22 protein-coding genes are annotated in these 16,818 nt (G+C 70.9%); 16 read left to right on the top strand and 6 right to left on the bottom strand.

Annotation, left to right across the window (positions count from 1 at the left end):
• The first annotated feature begins 102 nt into the window (after nt 1-102).
• The 7 genes from ACFVVX_RS03675 (at nt 103) to ACFVVX_RS03705 (ending at nt 3,674) form a co-directional block, all read left to right on the top strand.
• Complete coding sequence (locus tag ACFVVX_RS03675; RefSeq protein WP_387940975.1) at nt 103-354, top strand: DUF397 domain-containing protein; 252 nt, start codon at nt 103-105, stop codon at nt 352-354.
• Nucleotides 355-409: 55 nt separating this feature from the next.
• Complete coding sequence (locus ACFVVX_RS03680) at nt 410-601, top strand: hypothetical protein (RefSeq protein ID WP_387940977.1); 192 nt, start codon at nt 410-412, stop codon at nt 599-601.
• Nucleotides 585-1,112 carry a DUF6879 family protein gene (locus ACFVVX_RS03685; protein WP_387940979.1) on the top strand — a complete coding sequence of 176 codons (528 nt, stop codon included), beginning with the start codon at nt 585-587 and terminating at the stop codon, nt 1,110-1,112. The genes ACFVVX_RS03680 and ACFVVX_RS03685 overlap by 17 nt, the downstream gene beginning before the upstream one ends.
• Nucleotides 1,109-1,930 (top strand): helix-turn-helix domain-containing protein, encoded by an 822-nt coding sequence (locus tag ACFVVX_RS03690; RefSeq protein ID WP_387940981.1) that lies wholly within the window; start codon nt 1,109-1,111, stop codon nt 1,928-1,930. Before ACFVVX_RS03685 ends, ACFVVX_RS03690 begins: the two co-directional genes overlap by 4 nt.
• Before the next feature lie 253 nt (nt 1,931-2,183).
• A complete protein-coding gene (locus ACFVVX_RS03695) occupies nt 2,184-2,426 on the top strand; it encodes a DUF397 domain-containing protein (protein ID WP_387940983.1) in 243 nt (80 codons plus the stop codon).
• A 605-nt stretch (nt 2,427-3,031) separates the two neighbouring features.
• Complete coding sequence (locus ACFVVX_RS03700) at nt 3,032-3,496, top strand: MarR family transcriptional regulator (RefSeq protein ID WP_387941307.1); 465 nt, start codon at nt 3,032-3,034, stop codon at nt 3,494-3,496.
• A gap of 43 nt (nt 3,497-3,539) precedes the next feature.
• Nucleotides 3,540-3,674, top strand: coding sequence for a hypothetical protein (locus ACFVVX_RS03705; protein WP_387940985.1), 135 nt, complete (start codon nt 3,540-3,542; stop codon nt 3,672-3,674).
• 47 nt (nt 3,675-3,721) lie between these two features.
• Here ACFVVX_RS03705 and metG read toward each other — a convergent pair whose 3' ends face one another.
• Nucleotides 3,722-5,437, bottom strand: coding sequence for a methionine--tRNA ligase (gene metG, locus ACFVVX_RS03710; protein WP_387940987.1), 1,716 nt, complete (start codon nt 5,435-5,437; stop codon nt 3,722-3,724).
• A 249-nt stretch (nt 5,438-5,686) separates the two neighbouring features.
• Nucleotides 5,687-6,163 (bottom strand): MarR family winged helix-turn-helix transcriptional regulator, encoded by a 477-nt coding sequence (locus tag ACFVVX_RS03715; protein ID WP_387940989.1) that lies wholly within the window; start codon nt 6,161-6,163, stop codon nt 5,687-5,689.
• Between the two features lie 117 nt (nt 6,164-6,280).
• On the opposite strand from ACFVVX_RS03715, the gene ACFVVX_RS03720 reads away from it, so the two are divergent.
• The 3 genes from ACFVVX_RS03720 to ACFVVX_RS03730 all read left to right on the top strand — a co-directional run bounded on the left by ACFVVX_RS03720 (nt 6,281) and on the right by ACFVVX_RS03730 (nt 7,644).
• Nucleotides 6,281-6,625: a DMT family transporter gene (locus tag ACFVVX_RS03720; RefSeq protein WP_387940991.1), complete on the top strand. Its 345-nt coding sequence runs from the start codon at nt 6,281-6,283 to the stop codon at nt 6,623-6,625.
• Between the two features lie 125 nt (nt 6,626-6,750).
• A complete protein-coding gene (locus ACFVVX_RS03725; protein WP_387940993.1) occupies nt 6,751-7,071 on the top strand; it encodes a DMT family transporter in 321 nt (106 codons plus the stop codon).
• A gap of 261 nt (nt 7,072-7,332) precedes the next feature.
• Entirely contained in the window at nt 7,333-7,644 is a 312-nt protein-coding gene (locus tag ACFVVX_RS03730) for a DUF6087 family protein (RefSeq protein WP_387940995.1), read from the top strand.
• A gap of 52 nt (nt 7,645-7,696) precedes the next feature.
• Here the strand turns inward: ACFVVX_RS03730 and ACFVVX_RS03735 are convergent, their stop codons facing one another.
• Nucleotides 7,697-8,662: a hypothetical protein gene (locus ACFVVX_RS03735; protein WP_387940997.1), complete on the bottom strand. Its 966-nt coding sequence runs from the start codon at nt 8,660-8,662 to the stop codon at nt 7,697-7,699.
• Nucleotides 8,663-8,892: 230 nt separating this feature from the next.
• Between ACFVVX_RS03735 and ACFVVX_RS03740 the strand changes: the two genes are divergently transcribed.
• Nucleotides 8,893-9,945 (top strand): aldo/keto reductase, encoded by a 1,053-nt coding sequence (locus ACFVVX_RS03740; RefSeq protein WP_387940999.1) that lies wholly within the window; start codon nt 8,893-8,895, stop codon nt 9,943-9,945.
• A 161-nt stretch (nt 9,946-10,106) separates the two neighbouring features.
• Here ACFVVX_RS03740 and ACFVVX_RS03745 read toward each other — a convergent pair whose 3' ends face one another.
• Nucleotides 10,107-10,997 (bottom strand): NAD(P)-dependent oxidoreductase, encoded by an 891-nt coding sequence (locus ACFVVX_RS03745; protein WP_387941001.1) that lies wholly within the window; start codon nt 10,995-10,997, stop codon nt 10,107-10,109.
• A gap of 97 nt (nt 10,998-11,094) precedes the next feature.
• On the opposite strand from ACFVVX_RS03745, the gene ACFVVX_RS03750 reads away from it, so the two are divergent.
• Nucleotides 11,095-11,451: a winged helix-turn-helix transcriptional regulator gene (locus tag ACFVVX_RS03750; RefSeq protein ID WP_387941003.1), complete on the top strand. Its 357-nt coding sequence runs from the start codon at nt 11,095-11,097 to the stop codon at nt 11,449-11,451.
• 77 nt (nt 11,452-11,528) lie between these two features.
• On the opposite strand, the gene ACFVVX_RS03755 is transcribed toward ACFVVX_RS03750, so the two are convergent.
• Nucleotides 11,529-11,951 (bottom strand): DUF350 domain-containing protein, encoded by a 423-nt coding sequence (locus ACFVVX_RS03755; RefSeq protein ID WP_387941005.1) that lies wholly within the window; start codon nt 11,949-11,951, stop codon nt 11,529-11,531.
• A gap of 164 nt (nt 11,952-12,115) precedes the next feature.
• Between ACFVVX_RS03755 and ACFVVX_RS03760 the strand changes: the two genes are divergently transcribed.
• Both ACFVVX_RS03760 and ACFVVX_RS03765 read left to right on the top strand, forming a co-directional pair.
• Nucleotides 12,116-12,532, top strand: coding sequence for a hypothetical protein (locus ACFVVX_RS03760; protein WP_387941007.1), 417 nt, complete (start codon nt 12,116-12,118; stop codon nt 12,530-12,532).
• A gap of 4 nt (nt 12,533-12,536) precedes the next feature.
• Nucleotides 12,537-13,766, top strand: a complete 1,230-nt coding sequence (locus ACFVVX_RS03765; RefSeq protein WP_387941009.1) for a glutathionylspermidine synthase family protein — start codon at nt 12,537-12,539, stop codon at nt 13,764-13,766.
• A 39-nt stretch (nt 13,767-13,805) separates the two neighbouring features.
• Here the strand turns inward: ACFVVX_RS03765 and ACFVVX_RS03770 are convergent, their stop codons facing one another.
• On the bottom strand, nt 13,806-14,291 hold the full coding sequence (locus ACFVVX_RS03770) for an LURP-one-related/scramblase family protein (protein ID WP_387941011.1): 486 nt from the start codon (nt 14,289-14,291) through the stop codon (nt 13,806-13,808).
• A gap of 88 nt (nt 14,292-14,379) precedes the next feature.
• Between ACFVVX_RS03770 and ACFVVX_RS03775 the strand changes: the two genes are divergently transcribed.
• The gene (locus tag ACFVVX_RS03775; protein WP_387941013.1) at nt 14,380-14,895 is read left to right on the top strand and encodes a GNAT family N-acetyltransferase; all 516 of its coding nucleotides are present in this window, start codon (nt 14,380-14,382) and stop codon (nt 14,893-14,895) included.
• 81 nt (nt 14,896-14,976) lie between these two features.
• The gene (locus ACFVVX_RS03780; RefSeq protein WP_387941015.1) at nt 14,977-16,806 is read left to right on the top strand and encodes an NHL domain-containing thioredoxin family protein; all 1,830 of its coding nucleotides are present in this window, start codon (nt 14,977-14,979) and stop codon (nt 16,804-16,806) included.
• Nucleotides 16,807-16,818: the final 12 nt, after the last annotated feature.

The raw sequence follows: 16,818 nt of genomic DNA on the forward strand, positions 1-16,818 counted from the left end.
TGGACCCTGCCCAACCGGACCTCCCTACGGGTGGACCCCTCGCCACCCGGGCAGCAGACTGCACCGGAGGTACCGATCGGGGGAGAGCTCATGCCACCCCGCATGTCACCGACCGTGCGCCAGCAGCGACTCGGCATCGAGCTGCGCACAATGCGCGCGGACATGGGCAACTGGCAGAAGTCATCGATAAGCGGGAACAGCAACCAGTGCATCGAGGTCCGAAGCTCCGACGGCCTGGTCGAGATCCGCGAGTCCGACACCCCCGACGACGTCATCGTCACGACCCCGAAGAAGTTCGCCCTCTGGCTCGAAGGCGTCAAACGCGGCGAGTTCGACCACTTCGGCACCGCCTAGCCGAATCGTTCCAGGAGGATCAGCGCTGACACCGGAACCTTGCTAAGGGGACACCGTGCTGGTCCGGAAGATCGCCAGTTCCTGCGATGACGGGGAATGTCCGACGCTGTACACCACCGACCGTAAGACCCTGCTCGTCCAGGGCGAGACTCCAGCGGACCACGGCCTGGAGCTCCCCGAGCGTGAGACGGTCGTCGAGATCCCGCTCGAACTCATCCGGAAGGCCATCCGTGACAAGCTCATCTAGGACGCTCTCACAATGGTTTGACGAATTTGAGACAGAAGCCTTCCGGCTGGAAACCCTGGATGACTACAGCCAATCCGGCGGAGTCGAGGCCTATCACGCCTTTCTTGCCTGCGAGCCACAGCCCGAGGCCTACAAGTCGTCCGGGTGGCTGGACACCGTACGAATCTCCACACAATCAGGCAAGCGGATGTACCGGGTCCACATCCTCTCTCGCCCTCTGACTCCGTACCTCGGGTTTGAACTCGGGTGGGGATACCAGCGGAACGCCGAGGCGGGCGAGGAGTTCTTCATCCTCGATGTCACCGGCCAGGACAACCCGATCCCGAATGCGCCTGATTTCTGGATGTTCGACAACCACACCATCGGCGTCATGAATTACGACGCCCACGGGAAATATCTCGGGGCCGATTTCGTGGCGCCCGACCGCCTGCCCGAATTTTCCCAGTACCGGGACATCGCGCTTGCTCATGCGGAACCGTTCACCGACTGGTGGGCCAAGCACAACGAGTGAACAGAGCAGAGTTGGGAGCGGCGCTGCGGGCACTACGGCAGGCATCCGGCAAGGAAGCCAAGGCCGTTGCCCGCAGCGCCGTCATGTCTGCAAGCAAACTGAGCAAAATCGAGAACGGTCGGGCAACCCCGACCGTGATGGATGTCGACCGAATCCTTACGGCTATAGGAGTATCGGCCGAAGTCAAGTCCGAGTACCTGGCCGCAGCCAGGGCAGATGCCACAGAATCCACCGCCTGGCGCGAGTTCCGGCGGCTCGGCTACCACAGAAAGCAGCAGCAGATCAGGGCGCTCGACCAGTCGATGAAAGCCCTGAAGCTATTCCAACCGTCGCTGGTTCCCGGGCCCCTACAGACTCCGGAATACGTTCGGACAATCCTGGGAAAGAAGAACCTCGGAGCAGAGTCTCTCAACCCCACAATCACGACCCGACTCGAACGGCAAGCCATCCTGTACGACCCCGACAGAACCCTGAGCTTCGTCATTACCGAGCCGGTTCTCCGTTGGCGCATACTTGCGCCCGCGATGATGGCGGGGCAATTGGATAGAATCATCTCAGCCTCCCGCCTCCCTAACGTCGACATCCGGATCGTTCCCCTCACTGCACATCAGCCGGACTCGCCTGGCCATTCCTTTGCCATCCGAGACGACCGGGTGGTGACCGTGGAGACGGTCCATGCCGAGATTGTCGTGACGGATCCTCGGGACGTGGCAGCCTACCTGGAAAAGTTCAATTCATTCTTCCAGGTCGGCTCGTCGGGTGAATCGGCACGATCCCCCCTCAGGACAATCCGCGATGAATATCTGCAGGAACATTAGCGCGCTCCGACCCGGGAATATCAATGGAGATCCGCCGGCACGACGTCTACGTCCGGCCGTTGAGGGGTGGGCGGGAGCGGGTTGTGCGCACCTCCGACCTCCTCCCGCCGGATGGCGCCCCCGGCGGGTTCTCCGCGTGGCAGGCCGCGCGCGGGTAGCGCGTGGCCTGCCCCATTTCCGTTTGTCTTCCCGTCCGATTCGCGGGCGGGGTGGGGCCGTTGCTGCCCCGGAGCACTACCGGAAGGTGCACGAGATGAGTGAGCGCAACCTGTACGCCCTCGATCTGGCCGGGGTCGAGTTCAACCGGGCCTGCGGGGGGAACCAGGGCGGCGGTGACGACGGCGAGTCGTGCGTGACCCTCGGCGCGGTGCCCGAGGTGCCCGGGGCCTTCGCGCTGGGGGACAGCAAGCGGCCCGATGCCCAGCCCCTGCTCTTCACCGGTGAGGAGTTGACCGCCGCCGGGATCGACCCGGCGCGGTTCGGCCTGTCGGTGTAGGCGGCGGGACGTCCACGATGGCCCGGGTGTCCGCAGCTGCTGCGGATACCCGGGCGCCGATCACTCCAAGGAGACGCCCGGGTGCACTTCCACGGCTACGAGTGGACGGGGGACGGCCGGTTGCTGGCACGGGAGGCGGAGCGGCGCCCGGTACAGGGCAGCGGATTCCTGGCGTCCGAGCTGCCGCCGATGATGACCGGCTGGTGGCTGCTGCGACCGGCCGCCCAGGTGCGCGGCACATGGCGAGCACCGACGGATGCAACCGCCTGGCTGGTCGAGCGCTTCGAACGGCATCTGCCAGGGGGTGAGACCTGGTGTCCCACCAGCAGGCGGCGGGCTCGGGCGGCCGCTCAACTGGCCCGCGGCGGAGACCTTGTGTGGTCCAGGTGGATCTCCGACAACCGCTGGGCCGGGCACTACGTGATCGCCTGCCCCAACCGGCTCTGGCCCGCCCTCGGCTGTCCCGTCGCCGAACCGGGCGGTCCAGCTCTCCAACTGCTCATCAGTGATCCTGGCGATGGGCAGGGTCTGCGAACCCAGGCTTGACCTCAAGCGAACTTGAAGTCCTACCGTGATCGCGTTCCGGTAATCGTTGAAGGGGGCGCATCAGCGTGGCTATCAAGGAGTACTCACCCGAGGAACTGGCAGCCCAGCCCATCGGCGCGTGGAGCGGCGAGGCCTACCGCCAGGTGGTCGGAGCCCTCCGGGCTCAGCTGGCAGTGGAGGACCTCACCCAGCCGCACTGGTGGACGCTCAACCACGTCGCCGGGTCGCCGGCCACATGGAGCCGCGCCACGCTGACCGAGCGACTGACGGCGTACGAGGACCTCGGGATCGACTTCGACGGCGTCTTCGACGACCTGCTCGCCCGTGGCTGGGTCACCGAGGAGGCGGGGGTCATGACACTGACCGAGGCCGGAGAGGACGGCCGCCTGCGGGCCCGGGAGCGCAATCTGCGCGTTCACGAGCAGATGCATGAAGGCATCGACACGGCCGACTTCGTGACCACCATCAACGTGCTGCGGCGGATGGTCGCGAACCTGGGCGGCAACGGCGATCTGCCCGACTGACAGGTGCCCGGAGACCGTCGACCGCGGGTGAGCCGATCCCGGCGTGGCTGGCGTGATCTCGGTGAACGCCGTGGAGCTGACCAGGATCGCCGACCGGCCGTGCGGATCCGCTGACGACGTGATCGCCTGCCCCAACCAGCTCTGGCCCACCCTCAGCTGTCCCGTCGCCGCTGCGTAGGAAGTCGGACCCGCCGACTTCCTACGCAGCCCCCCGAAGCCTGAGACTCAGGCCGCGCCGCCGCCGAACTGGGTGGTCCAGCTCTCCAGCTGCTCGTCGGTGATCTTGGCGAAGAGCACCGGGGGCACCGTGAACGGCGTGCCGGCCGGGACGAGGGTGAGCGCCTCCTCGGCAGAGACCCAGGTGCGGGTGTCGTCGGGCAGGGCGAAGGAGTCGCGGATCGCCTTGGCGGCGGTCGGGATGAAGGGCTCGGAGACCACCGAGTACAGGTGGATGAGGTTCATCGCGGTGCGCAGCGTCAGGGCCGCGGCGTCCAGGTCGGTCTTGGCCTGCAGCCAGGGCGCCTTCTCGTCCAGGTAGGAGTTGCCGGCGCTCCACAGGGCGCGCAGACTCTGCGCGGCCTTGCGGAAGTTGAGCGCGTCGAGGTGGCCCTCGTACTCGGCGAGCAGTTCGGCGATCTGGGCGCCGAGGCGCTGCTCGGCCTCGCCCGCCTCGTGGCCGGCCGGGACCTCGTCGCCGAAGCGCTTGCGGCTGAAGGACAGCACGCGGTTGACGAAGTTGCCGAGGGTGTCGGCGAGGTCCTTGTTGACGACGGAGGCGAAGAGGTCCCAGGTGAAGCTGGAGTCGTCCGACTCGGGGGCCTGCGCCATCAGGAAGTAGCGCCAGTAGTCGGCCGGAAGCAGCTCCAGCGCGACGTCGGTGAAGATGCCGAGCTTCTGGCTGGTGGAGAACTTGCCGCCGTAGTACGTCAGCCAGTTGAAGGCCTTGACGTAGTCGACCTTCTTCCACGGCCGACGCGAGCCGAGGATCGTGGCGGGGAACATCACCGTGTGGAACGGGACGTTGTCCTTGGCCATGAACTCCGTGTACCGGACGGTGGAGTCGGCCTCGTACCACCAGGACTTCCAGTCCCGGACCTCGCCGGCCGGGGCGGCGTCCGCCCACTCCTTGGTGGCGCCGATGTACTCGATCGGGGCGTCGAACCAGACGTAGAAGACCTTGCCCGCGGCCGCCAGCTCCGGCCAGACGTCGGCCGGGACGGGGACGCCCCACTCCAGGTCGCGGGTGATCGCGCGGTCCTGGAGACCCTCGGTCAGCCACTTGCGGGCGATCGAGGAGGCGAGGACGGGCCAGGTGTCGCCGTTGGCCGCGATCCACGCCTCGACCTCGTCCGTCAGCTTCGACTGGAGGAGGAAGAGGTGCTTGGTCTCGCGGACCTCCAGGTCGGAGCTGCCGCTGATCGCCGAGCGCGGCTCCACCAGGTCCGTCGGGTCGAGGACGCGGGTGCAGTTCTCGCACTGGTCGCCGCGGGCCTTGTCGTAGCCGCAGTGCGGGCAGGTGCCGACGATGTACCGGTCCGGCAGGAAGCGGCCGTCGGTGTTGGAGTACACCTGGCGGACCGCGCGCTCCTCGATGAAGCCGTTCGCGTGCAGCTCGCGGGCGATCTCCTGGGTGATCTCCCGGTTCTGCGGGGAGGAGCTGCGACCGAAGAAGTCGAAGGACAGCTGGAAGCCGTCGTAGATGGCCTTCTGCTGCTCGTGGGCCTGCGCGCAGAACTCGGCGACCGGCAGGCCCGCCTCCTGGGCGGCGAGCTCGGCGGGGGTGCCGTGCTCGTCGGTCGCGCAGATGTACAGGACCTCGTGGCCGCGCTGGCGCAGGTAGCGGGAGTAGACGTCCGCCGGGAGCATCGACCCGACCATGTTGCCCAGGTGCTTGATCCCGTTGATGTAGGGAAGCGCGCTGGTGATCAACTGCCGAGTCATCCTGGGATGCTCCAATGTCTCCGGCGAACACCGGTGGGGGTGCCCGCGGGTGGATGGTGTCGATGTCCTGTGCACCGGCCTGCCGGTACAGGCGGCCGGGCGAGCCCGGGCGGACGGATGCGACCTGGACGCGGTGCGTCCCGGGTGCGGCTGAGTTTAGTGGCTCCCGGCGCATCCCCGGGCGGACCGGGCGCGGGCTGGGACGCGGACCTGGGACGCCGGCCTGGGACGCGGACATAGGACGCGGACCTAGGACGCGTCCTCGGGCGAGGGGGTGCCGAGGGAGCTCCGGGCGGTGGCGAGCAGTGGGGCGAGGTCGGGAGCGGCCTCGCCGGCCTCGTCGATCGCGGCGGTGAGGGTGGACTCGTAGGTGCTGCGGGCCTCCTCCCGGCGAGCGCGGCCGAGCTCGGTGATGACGGTGTAGACGCCGCGCTTGTCGTCGGGGCAGCTGTCCCGGTAGGTGAACTCGGCGGTGTGCAGCCGGGCGACCAGGCGGGTGACCGAGCTCTGGTTGAGCCCGAGGCTGGTGGCGAGGTCCTGCATGCGCAGCTCGCCCTTGGGGGCCTCGGAGAGGAAGCCGAGGGCGCGGTACTCGGAGAGGCCGAGGCCGTGGCGGCGCTGGAGGACGGTGGCCAGGCGGCCCTCGACCTGGGTGTGCAGTGCGGTGAGGCGGGCCCACATCCGGGCATCCGCATCGCCGCTGGTGGGGGTGGGTCGAGAGGTCATGGGTGACTCCCTGGCCGAGCGGGGTGGGTTGACACAGGTTACTTGTACATGCATGCTCTTGCCCAGTCTCCATGAATTTGCACATACATGCAATGACTAGGAACCCGGGGGGTTCTCATGGCCTGGATCTACCTGCTCATCGCCTCGGCCTTCGAAGTGGCTTTCGCCCTGGCCACCAACGCGACCCACGGCTTCACCGTCCTGGGGCCCTCGCTGCTCACCGCGGCGGCGGCCGCCGGGGGGATCTTCTTCCTCAGCCTGGCCCTCAAGACCCTCGACGTGGGCGTCGGCTACACCGTCTGGACCGGGATCGGCTCCGTCGGCACCGTCATCCTCGGCTCGGCGATCTTCCACGAGTCGATGAACGCAGGGAAGGCGATCGCCTTCGTCCTGATCATCGGCGGCGTCCTCGGCCTGAAGCTCGCCGACCGGCTCGGCGGCGAGCAGCAGCCGGCCGCCTGACGGGCCCCTCCGGTCCGGCCGGACCGGCCGAACTGGCCGAACTGGCCGAACTGGCCGACCCCTGATCCCGAACTCCCGCACCCGCACCCGCACCCGCACCCGCACCCGCAAAGGAGCAGAACGCCATGGCCTGGGTCTTCCTCGCGATCGCCGTCGTCTTCGAGATCGGCTTCGCCCTCGGCACCAACGCCACGCACGGTTTCACCCGGCTCTGGCCGTCCGTCTTCACCCTGGTCGTGGCCGCGGCCGGCATCTTCACGCTGAGCCTCGCCCTGCGGACCATCGACCTCAGCGTCGGGTACACGATCTGGACCGGGCTCGGCTCGATCGGCACGGTGCTCTTCGGGGCCCTGATCTACAAGGAGCGGATCACCCTCCCCAAGGTGCTCTCGTTCGCCTCGATCATCGCCGGGGCGATCACCCTGAAGCTCGCTTCCGGCATCTGAGCCGGGCGGCAGCCCCGGGTGCCTGGTCCCCCGCCCTCTGCACTTCCCCCCTCCCTCCCCTTCCGCACTTTGCAAAGTCACACTTTGCAAAGTGCGGAAAGGGCAGCCGCTGCCACCCCGAAGGTGGCCACCCCTGCACAGAGACCGAAGCAGGACATCTGACGGTCGGACAACAGCACTACCCACTTCACTCGTTCGTGGAATCGCCCCGCCCTCCCGCCATCGGCAAGACTGGCCCCGCCGAACCTGAGGGAGGTGGCGATGGACGCCGAGGACGAACCGCTGGCCGACTGGTACGCAGCCCGGGCGAAGCGACGCCGCTCGCCCGGGGTGCGGGACGCGATCGCGCTGGTGGCAGGACCGCAGCGCGGGGCGCACCTGTTCAAGGACGCACCACGACTGGTGGTCGAGTGGGACGGCTTCGCCTGGCAGCCGGTCGCCGTCGCGGAGAACTACGCCGAGGCGTACGGGCTCATCGCCCGCGCCGATCAGCTCAGGATCTTCCCGCACGCGGACACGCCCGTACCGCTCCTGCGCAAGGGCCCCGGCCGGCACCGGAAGCCGGACGCCTGAGGCCGGACGCGCCCCTGGCCGCACCCTCGACGAGAACCGAGCCGGGCTCGGATCAGGACGGTCGACGGCCGGGACCGGTTCGGCGCCAGTACGAGCGGGCCGCGACCGCCAGTGCCACCCCGTACACGGCGAAGGCGCAGAAACCGATCCAGGCCACCAGCAGGACATCCGCCTCACTGTGGAAGTCACCGGGCCGGATCGTCACCGCGCCCCCGGTGGCGAGCACGAGGTACCCGACCCCGAAGGTGCCGTACGGCACGAGGGTGGCGGCGCCGAGCAGGGCAGGGGTGAGCGGCAGCCAGCGCGGGACGGGGCGTCCGCGCAGCACCAGGGTCCAGCGCGGGAAGACCCGGCCCCACGGGCGGACCAGGCCCCAGAGCAGGAACACCCCGAGGGCCGCCAGCAGCACCGTCCCGTCCACGCCCCAGGACTCCAGGGCGAGCCAGACCCCGGAGGCGCCGTTGCGTTCCGAGGCAGCTCGCATCTCGGCGCCGTCCGTTCCGGCGAAGGTGCCGCCCAGCACCCAGACCAGCTTCATCACGACGTACGGCGCAAAGGCCAGTGTCCCGGCACAGGCGGCGAGTTGGACCCTCCGAGGGGCTGGTCCGACAGGGTCGGCCGCCGGGACCGGACGGTCCGGACGGGCGGTCGCCGCCAGCAGGACGGCACCGACCGCCGACAGCGCGCGCAACCCCGCATCGGCCCGACTGTCCACGCCCTGACCGAAGATGAGCGTGATCACGTCCATCAGCAGGCTGAACGCCGCCACCACGGCCAGGGCGCAGAGCGCCAGCAGTGCTCTGCGCAAGGGCGGTTGCAGGCCGCGGCGGGCCACCGCCAGACCGACGGCGACGGCCGCCCCGCCCACCGCAGCGACCGCCCACCCCAACCAGGCCAGTCCGAACAGCGCCCGGCCGCCCCCGGCGCAGCCGGCTCCCAGCACGGCGTAGGCCGCGCCCCATCCCGCGACGCCCCATCCGGTCGCCGCCCGTGCGGCGATCCGCCCGATGTCTGTCATGCCCCCAAACTCGCACCGGCCGCGGCGCCCTGGCCTCCGCCGTCCGGAGGAAGCCACTCCCCCAGCGGGGGGAGCCGGCCACACGGAGCCGTGAAGGGGGACCGGCCCGGAGCCACTCAACAGCGCCCACCCCTTGCCTTCGAGTGCACTCCAGCACCTACCGTCGGGACCCGCAGCCGACCACCACCGGCCACGGCCACCACCACCCACCACTCCAGGGAGCCCGAACCATGCGCTACCGCGTCCTCGGCGGCACCGGCATCGAGGTGAGCACCCACTGCCTCGGCACGATGATGTTCGGCGCCGTCGGCAACCCCGACCACGACGACTGCGTCCGGATCATCCACGCCGCCCTCGACCAGGGCATCAACTTCGTCGACACCGCCGACATGTACTCCGCGGGCGAGTCCGAGCAGATCGTCGGCAAGGCCCTCGCCGGCGGCCGCCGCGACGACGTGGTGCTCGCCACCAAGGTGCACTTCCCGATGGGCGAGGGCCGCAACCGGGGTGGCAACTCGCGGCGCTGGATCGTCCACGAGGTGGAGGAGAGCCTGCGCCGACTGGGCACCGACCGGATCGACCTCTACCAGGTGCACCGCCCCGACCACACCACCGACATCGAGGAGACCCTCTCGGTGCTCGGCGACCTCGTCCGGGCCGGCAAGATCCGCGCCTTCGGCTGCTCGACCTTCCCCGCCGAGGAGCTGGTCGAGGCCTACCACGTCGCCGAACGCCGGGGCCTGCCGCGGTTCCGGACCGAGCAGCCGCCGTACTCGCTGCTCGCCCGGGGCGTCGAGGCGAACGTGCTGCCGGTGGTCCAGCGGCTCGGCATGGGCGCGCTGACCTGGAGCCCGCTCGCCTCCGGCTTCCTCACCGGCCGCTACCGCAAGGGTCGTCCGATCGACATGACCGCCGGCCGCGCCGCCCTCACCCCGGCCCGCTTCGACCCGGCGCTGCCCGCCACCGCCGCCAAGCTGGACGCCGTCGAGGAGCTGTCCGCACTGGCCGAGGAACTCGGCCGCACCCTGCCCGAGTTGGCCCTGGCCTTCCCGCTGGCGCACCCGGCCGTCACCTCGGTGATCATCGGCCCGCGCACCATGGGGCAGCTGGAGGACGCGCTCAAGGGCGCCGACCTCGTCCTGGACGACGACGCCCTCGACCGCATCGACGCGATCGTCCCGCCCGGCACGAACGTCTACCACCCCGACGGCGTCTGGAAGCCCCCGGCGCTCACCGACCCCGCCCTCCGCCGCCGCCCGGCCACCGCCCGCGCGGCCGGGTAGGGCCTCGGGTCCTGTCCGGCCGATCCTGCCGCCGGACGCGCAACGCCGGACAGGACCTGGTCCGCCACGACCGACGCCGCAGCACCGACGCCCGTTGCGCCGACACCCGTTGCAGCGGCACCCGTTGCACCGACGCCGCAGCACCGACGCCGCAGCGCGGACTACCGCCGGAGCAGGTCGACCAGGCCCGTCAGGCTCTCCTCGCCGCCGCCCTCCGCGAGCCGCCGCCGCATCAGCTCGAAGAAGGGGGCGAGCAGTTCGGGACTGACCCCCTGCTCCTCGGCGGTGCGCAGGAAGGTGGGGGCCCCCGCGACCTGCATGGCGAGGCCGGAGACGACACCCGTGGTGTAGTCGCCGCTCTCCAGCTGCTCGGCGCTGCCCTGCACCGAGTGGGTCATCGCGGTGAGCCAGCCGCTCAGCAGCGGGGCCGCCGCGGTCGGCGGCACGGACTCCTTGCGCAGCAGTGCGAAGGCGTGCGTAAGCCCGGCGAACATGCCGTACATCGCGCTCAGCAGCGCCACGTCGTACAGCGCGGCGAAGCCGGCGTCCGCCCCGACGTACGTGGTGCCGACCGGGACGGCGAGGGTCTCGCGGTGCTGCTCGAAGAGTTCGGCCGAGCCGCTGTAGAAGACGTACCCGCCGGCCGCCGGGACGCCGATCATCGGCGGGACGGCCATGATCCCGCCGTCCAGGTAGCGGGCGCCGCGCTCGCGGGCCCACTCGGCGCGGGCACGGGCCTGGCCGGGGGTGCTGGTGACGAGGTTGACGATGTCCTTGCCGGACAGCTCGACGCCGGACAGCGCCTCGTCCACGGAGGCGTCGTCGAGCAGGCAGACGACCACCAGCCGGTTGGCGGCGACCGCATCGGCTGCGGTGGCGGCGACGGTGGCGCCCTGGGCGGCGAGCGGTTCGGCCCGCGCGGCGGTGCGGTTCCAGACGGTGGTCGGGTGCCCGGCGGCGAGCCAGGTCCGGGCGAGTGCGGCGCCCATCGCGCCGAGGCCGAGCAGGGTCAGCGGGGTGCGGGAGATCTTCTCAACGGTGTTCTGTGCCATGCCGATCAGGCTCGCGGCAGGCCCCGGAGGTGATCAAGTACGCACTTGGGAGTGGGTGGTTACCCTGGGGTGAGCATCCAGGTCGGAAGGTGGGGGCATGGCGACCGTATCGAGGCCGGGCGCGTACGTCTGCGGGATCGACGCCGCGATGGACGTCATCGGCGGCAAGTGGAAGGTGCTGATCCTCTGGGCGCTGGACGAGCGCGGGAGTTGCCGGTTCGGCGAACTGCGCCGCCTGGTACCGGGCATCACCGAGAAGGTGCTCGCCGCCCACCTGCGCGAGCTGGAGGCGGACGGCGTGGTGCACCGCGAGGCGTACGAGGAGGTGCCGCCGCGCGTGGAGTACTCGCTGACGGAGGCCGGGGCCCGGCTCAACGCGGCGCTGGCCCCGTTGGGCGCCTGGGGTCGCGAGAACGTCCTCGGCGGCGCCCCGCACCCCGTCCGGATCGCCTGAACCTGAACCTGAACCTGCCAGCCTGAACCTGCCAGCCTGAACCTGCCAGCCTGAACCTGCCGGCCTGAGCCGAGGCCTCAGGCGATCGCGGCCGCCACGATCGCCGCCACCGAGATGTTGCAGCTGGCGGTGACCCAGACCGCCGGGTGCGGCTCGGGGTCGACCAGGATGGCGCCGAGCTTGCCCGGCGTCAGCACGTCCACGGCCCAGAACGCGACGGCCATCAGCAGCAGCCCCAGCAGGCCGAAACAGGCCGTGGAGGCGAGGCCCTTGCCGAAGTCCTCGTAGGTGTACATGATCGCGGTGAAGACGATGCCGCCGATGCCGAGCAGCGCGGAGCTCAGCACCACCGCGGCGTTGCGGTTGCGCTCCACCCAGATCTGGTGGCCCAACTTCCCCGGGGTCAGCACGTCGACCAGGCCGACGCCGAGGAGCAGCAGCACCACGCCGACGCCGCCGAAGGCGGCCGCCGCACCGAGGCCGTGCAGGATGTCGTTCATGGGTGTCTTCCCCCGGGTCCATTCACTGAGTCCGGCCGAGCCCGGTGCGGTCACCGGACCCCCACGGTCAAGGATCGGCAAAACATATCCCATCGGGTCAACGCCCGACCGGGGAACCGGGGCCCCTCCCGTACCATCCGGCCCGGCGCGTACCATCGGTCGCCATGACGCCGCCCCCGCCCGCCCCCGGGCCCGCCGAGAGCCCGGCGAGACCTGACGCGGCGCCCGCCGCCGTCCTCGCCGCCATCCCCTCCGCGATACCCGCCGAGCGACCCGCCGACCCCTCCCCCGACGGCCGCCGCCGCTCGGGCTTCGTCGCCCTCGGCATGGTCGGCACCCTCGCGCTGGCGCTCTCCGGCTGCTCGTCCTCCAGCAGCAGTACGCCGAGCCGCTGCGTCGACCCGGGCACGCTCAAGGTGCTGGACAGCCACTCCTGCAAGGGCGGCGGCGCCACCGCGGGCCGCTGGTACTACTGCGGTTCGGGCAGCACCACCGCCCTCGGCGGCACCTTCGACAAGGCCGCCACCAAGCGCGGCGGCTTCGGCTGCCCGTCCGGCTCCAGCGGCTCGGGCGGGGGCTGAGCACGTGCGCCGTCGCACCATCGCCCCGCGCCCCGACTGGCTGGCCACCGTGGAGGGCCAGGGGCTGATCTACGCGATGTGCTCCGCCCCCTGCAACCAGGGCGGCCCGCACGCCTACTGGGACGAGAGCGCGTACTACGAGTTCTCGCTGCCCGAGGTCGAGGCGCTGGAGGAGGTGGTCGAGGAACTGCACGAGATGTCCCTCGCCGCCGCCGAACACGTGGTGCGAACCGGCCGGTTCGCCGACTACGGCATCACCGACCCCCGACTGGCCGCCGCCGTCGCCGAGTCCTGGCGGCGCCGCGACGAACAGCCCGCCGTGTACGGGCGGTTCGACCTCGCGTACGACGGCGCCGGGCCGGCCAAGCTCTTCGAGTACAACGCCGACACCCCGACCTCCCTGATCGAGGCCGCCGGGCCGCAGTGGTTCTGGATGGAGGAGCGCTTCCCCGCCGCCGACCAGTGGAACTCGCTGCACGAGCGCCTGGTCGCCTCCTGGGCCCGGCAGAAGCACCTGCTGCCGCCCGGCCCGGTGCACTTCGCCCACTCGCGCGGCGACACCGAGGGCGAGGACTGGATGACCACCCTCTACCTCCAGGAGTGCGCCGAACAGGCCGGCGTCGAGACGGTCGGCATCGCCATGGAGGACATCGGCTGGGACGGTCTCTCCGGTCGCTTCGTCGACCTCGAACACCGCTTCATCCGCTCCGCGTTCAAGCTCTACCCGTGGGAGTGGCTGGCCTCGGACGAGTTCGGCGGACAGCTGCTGGACGTCATCGACCACGGCGGCTCCACCGGTTCCACCCTGTGGATCGAACCGGCCTGGAAGATGCTGCTCTCCAACAAGGCGCTGCTGGCCGTGCTCTGGGAGCTGTACCCCGGCCACCCCAACCTGCTGCCCGCCTACCTGGACGGCCCGCGCGAACTCGCCGACCCGGACGGCCCCGGCTACGCGGCCAAACCGCTGCTCGGCCGCGAGGGCGCCGGCATCCGGATCGTCGGACCCGACGGCCGCGAGACCCGGCTCGCCGACTGGGCCGGCGACCCGGACCGCTACGGCTCCGAGGGGTTCTGCTACCAGCAGTACCACCCGCTGCCCGACTTCGACGGCAACCGCCCGGTGCTCGGCACCTGGGTGGTCGACGGCGAGTCGGCGGGCCTGGGCATCCGCGAGACGGACGACAGCCCGATCACCCACCAGGGGGCCCGCTTCCTGCCGCACATCATCGTCTAGGCCCGCCCGGCCCCCCCTTTCCCCTGGCCGGGCCTGCTCCTAGTCCTCCTCCGTCAGGTGGTCCACACAGGCCGCGACGGCGAGCAGCAGACCGGTGTCGGCGCCGTCCGCGATCTGCACGCCGTAGCTGTCGCGGATCCGGAACCACTTGCGGGAGATCCGGGCCAGGTCGTCGCCGTGGCTGTTCTCGATCCGGTAGTCCTTGTCGACCAGGTTCCCGTGGATCTTCAGCTCGCCGCCGCCCGCCAGTTCCACGTGGTACTTGTCGCGGAACGGGGTGAACAGCTTCTCCCGGACGGTGGCGATCACGTCCCCGTCGGCGTTCTCGATCTTCATCGCGTCCCGGACGGTGAACGCCTTCTCCTTGATCACGGCGAGGACCCGGCCGCTCGCGTCCTTCAGCTCGAAGGTGTCCCGCAGCCGCAGCACCTTGCCGTCCACCAGGAACGCCCGGTGCCCGTCCTCGTCCTCGATCCAGTAGTCGTCGCCGATCGTGAAGAGCTTCTCCCTGATCAGGTACCGCATGCCGCCTCCTCCGAGTGGACGTGCCCCCATTCGACCCGATCGGGTACCCGTCGCGAAGCACCGCCACACGCGGGCGTTGAATACCGGCATGCGCCCCTCCACCACCGTGCCCCTGCGCTCCGAGCGCCTCGACCTGCTCCCGATCGGGCCCGACCACGCCGAGGAGATGGCCGCAGCCCTCGCCGACCCGGCCCTGTACGTCTTCACCGGCGGCGAACCGCCCACCGCCGACGCGCTGCGCACCCGCTACACCCGCCTCGCCGCGGGCTCCCCCGACCCGGCCCTGGCCTGGGGCAACTGGGCCCTGCGACTGCGCGCCGACGGCCGGCTGACCGGCTACGTCCAGGCCACCATCGGCCCGGAGGCCGCCGAGGTCGCCTGGGTGCTCGGCACCCCCTGGCAGGGCCGCGGCCTGGCCACCGAGGCCGCCCGCACCCTGCTCGCCCACCTCACTGCGGGCGGGGTCACCACCGTCCTCGCCCACATCCACCCCGACCACCACGCCTCCGCCGCCGTCGCCCGCACCCTCGGCCTGGCCCCCACCGGCGAGCTCCACGAAGGCGAGGTCCGCTGGCGCCTCGACCAGCCCACCCCGACCGCCTGACCCGAAGGCCTGACCCGAAGGCCACCCGCCGAACCCCACCACGGCGGAATGTCCTGCCGCCGGGTGAGGTTTGATTGGCTCATGGCATCTCGTGCACGTGTACGCGCCCCCGAGCTGGTCGGGGCAGGCGGTTGGCTGAACACCGGTGGCAAGGAGCTCACGCTCGCGGACTTCCGGGGCAAGATCACCATCCTGGATTTCTGGACGTTCTGCTGCATCAACTGTCTGCACGTCCTGGACGAGCTGCGCGAGCTGGAGGAGAAGCACCGCGACACCGTGGTGATCGTCGGCGTGCACTCGCCCAAGTTCGTGCACGAGGCCGACCACCAGGCCGTGGTGGACGCCGTCGAGCGGTACGAGGTGCACCACCCGGTGCTGGACGACCCGGCGCTCGCCACCTGGAAGCAGTACGCCGTCCGGGCCTGGCCGACGCTGGTGGTGATCGACCCGGAGGGGTACGTGGTCGCCCAGCACGCCGGTGAGGGGCACGCGCACGCCATCGCCCGGCTGGTCGAGGAGCTGGAGGCGGAGCACCAGGCCAAGGGCACCCTGCGGCGCGGCGACGGGCCGTACGTCGCGCCCGAGCCGGTCGCGGGCGACCTCCGGTTCCCGGGCAAGGCCGTCCGGCTGCCGAACGGGCACTTCCTGGTCGCCGACTCCGGCCACCACTCGCTGGTCGAGCTGGCCGAGGACGGCGAGCGCGTCGTCCGCCGGATCGGCGACGGCGAGCGCGGCCTGGTCGACGGCACCAGCCCCCGGTTCAGCGAGCCGCAGGGCCTGGTGCTGCTCCCCGAGGGCCCGGTCCGCGACGCGCTGGGCTACGACGTGATCGTCGCCGACACCGTCAACCACGCGCTGCGCGGCGTGCGGCTGGCGGACGGCGCCGTCACCACCCTGGCGGGCACCGGCCGGCAGTGGTGGCAGGGCTCGGCGACCGAGGGCCCGGCCCGCGAGGTGGACCTCTCCTCGCCCTGGGACGTCGCCTGGTTCGACGGCCGGGTCTGGATCGCCATGGCCGGCGTCCACCAGCTCTGGTCCTACGACCCGACCGCCGGCACCGTCGGCGTCGCGGCCGGCACCACCAACGAGGGCCTGGTCGACGGACCGGCCGCCGAGGCGTGGTTCGCGCAGCCGTCCGGGCTCGCGGTGTCGGCGGACGGCGAGCGGCTCTGGGTGGCCGACTCGGAGACCTCGTCCCTGCGGTGGGTTTCACGTGAAACCAAGACGGTCCACAGCGCCGTCGGCACCGGCCTGTTCGACTTCGGCCACCGCGACGGCGCGGCCGACCAGGCGCTGTTCCAGCACCCGCTCGGCGTCACCGTGCTGCCCGACGGCTCGGTGGCGGTCAGCGACACCTACAACCACGCGCTGCGCCGCTTCGACCCGGCGAGCGGCGAGGTCACCACGCTGGCCACCGACCTGCGCGAGCCCTCCGGGGCGGTCCTGGTGGACGGCGACATCGTGGTGGTCGAGTCCGCCCGGCACCGGCTGACCAGGCTGCGACTGCCCGAGGAGGCCGTCCGGGTGGAGTCGGTCGCGCACCGCACCCGGCGGGCGGCCACCGAGGTCGCACCGGGCGCGTTCCAGCTGGACGTGGTCTTCTCCGCCCCGAGCGGCCAGAAGCTGGACGAGCGCTACGGCCCGTCCACCCGGCTGCTGGTCAGCTCCACCCCGCCCGAGCTGCTGGTCTCCGGGGCGGGGGCCGACTCGGCGCTCTCCCGCGAGCTGGTGCTCTCCGCGGAGGTGGCCGAGGGCGTGCTGCACGTCTCGGCGATGGCCGCCTCCTGCGACGACGACCCGGAGATCGAGTACCCGGCCTGCCACGTCCACCAGCAGGACTGGGGCGTACCGGTGAAGCTCACCGCGGACGGCGCGCGGCGGCTGCCGCTGGTCCTGGCGGGCATGGAGTAGCCGACTGCCCCC

Origin of the sequence: Kitasatospora sp. NPDC058170 (genome assembly GCF_042883905.1) — a bacterium.
GTDB lineage: Bacteria > Actinomycetota > Actinomycetes > Streptomycetales > Streptomycetaceae > Kitasatospora.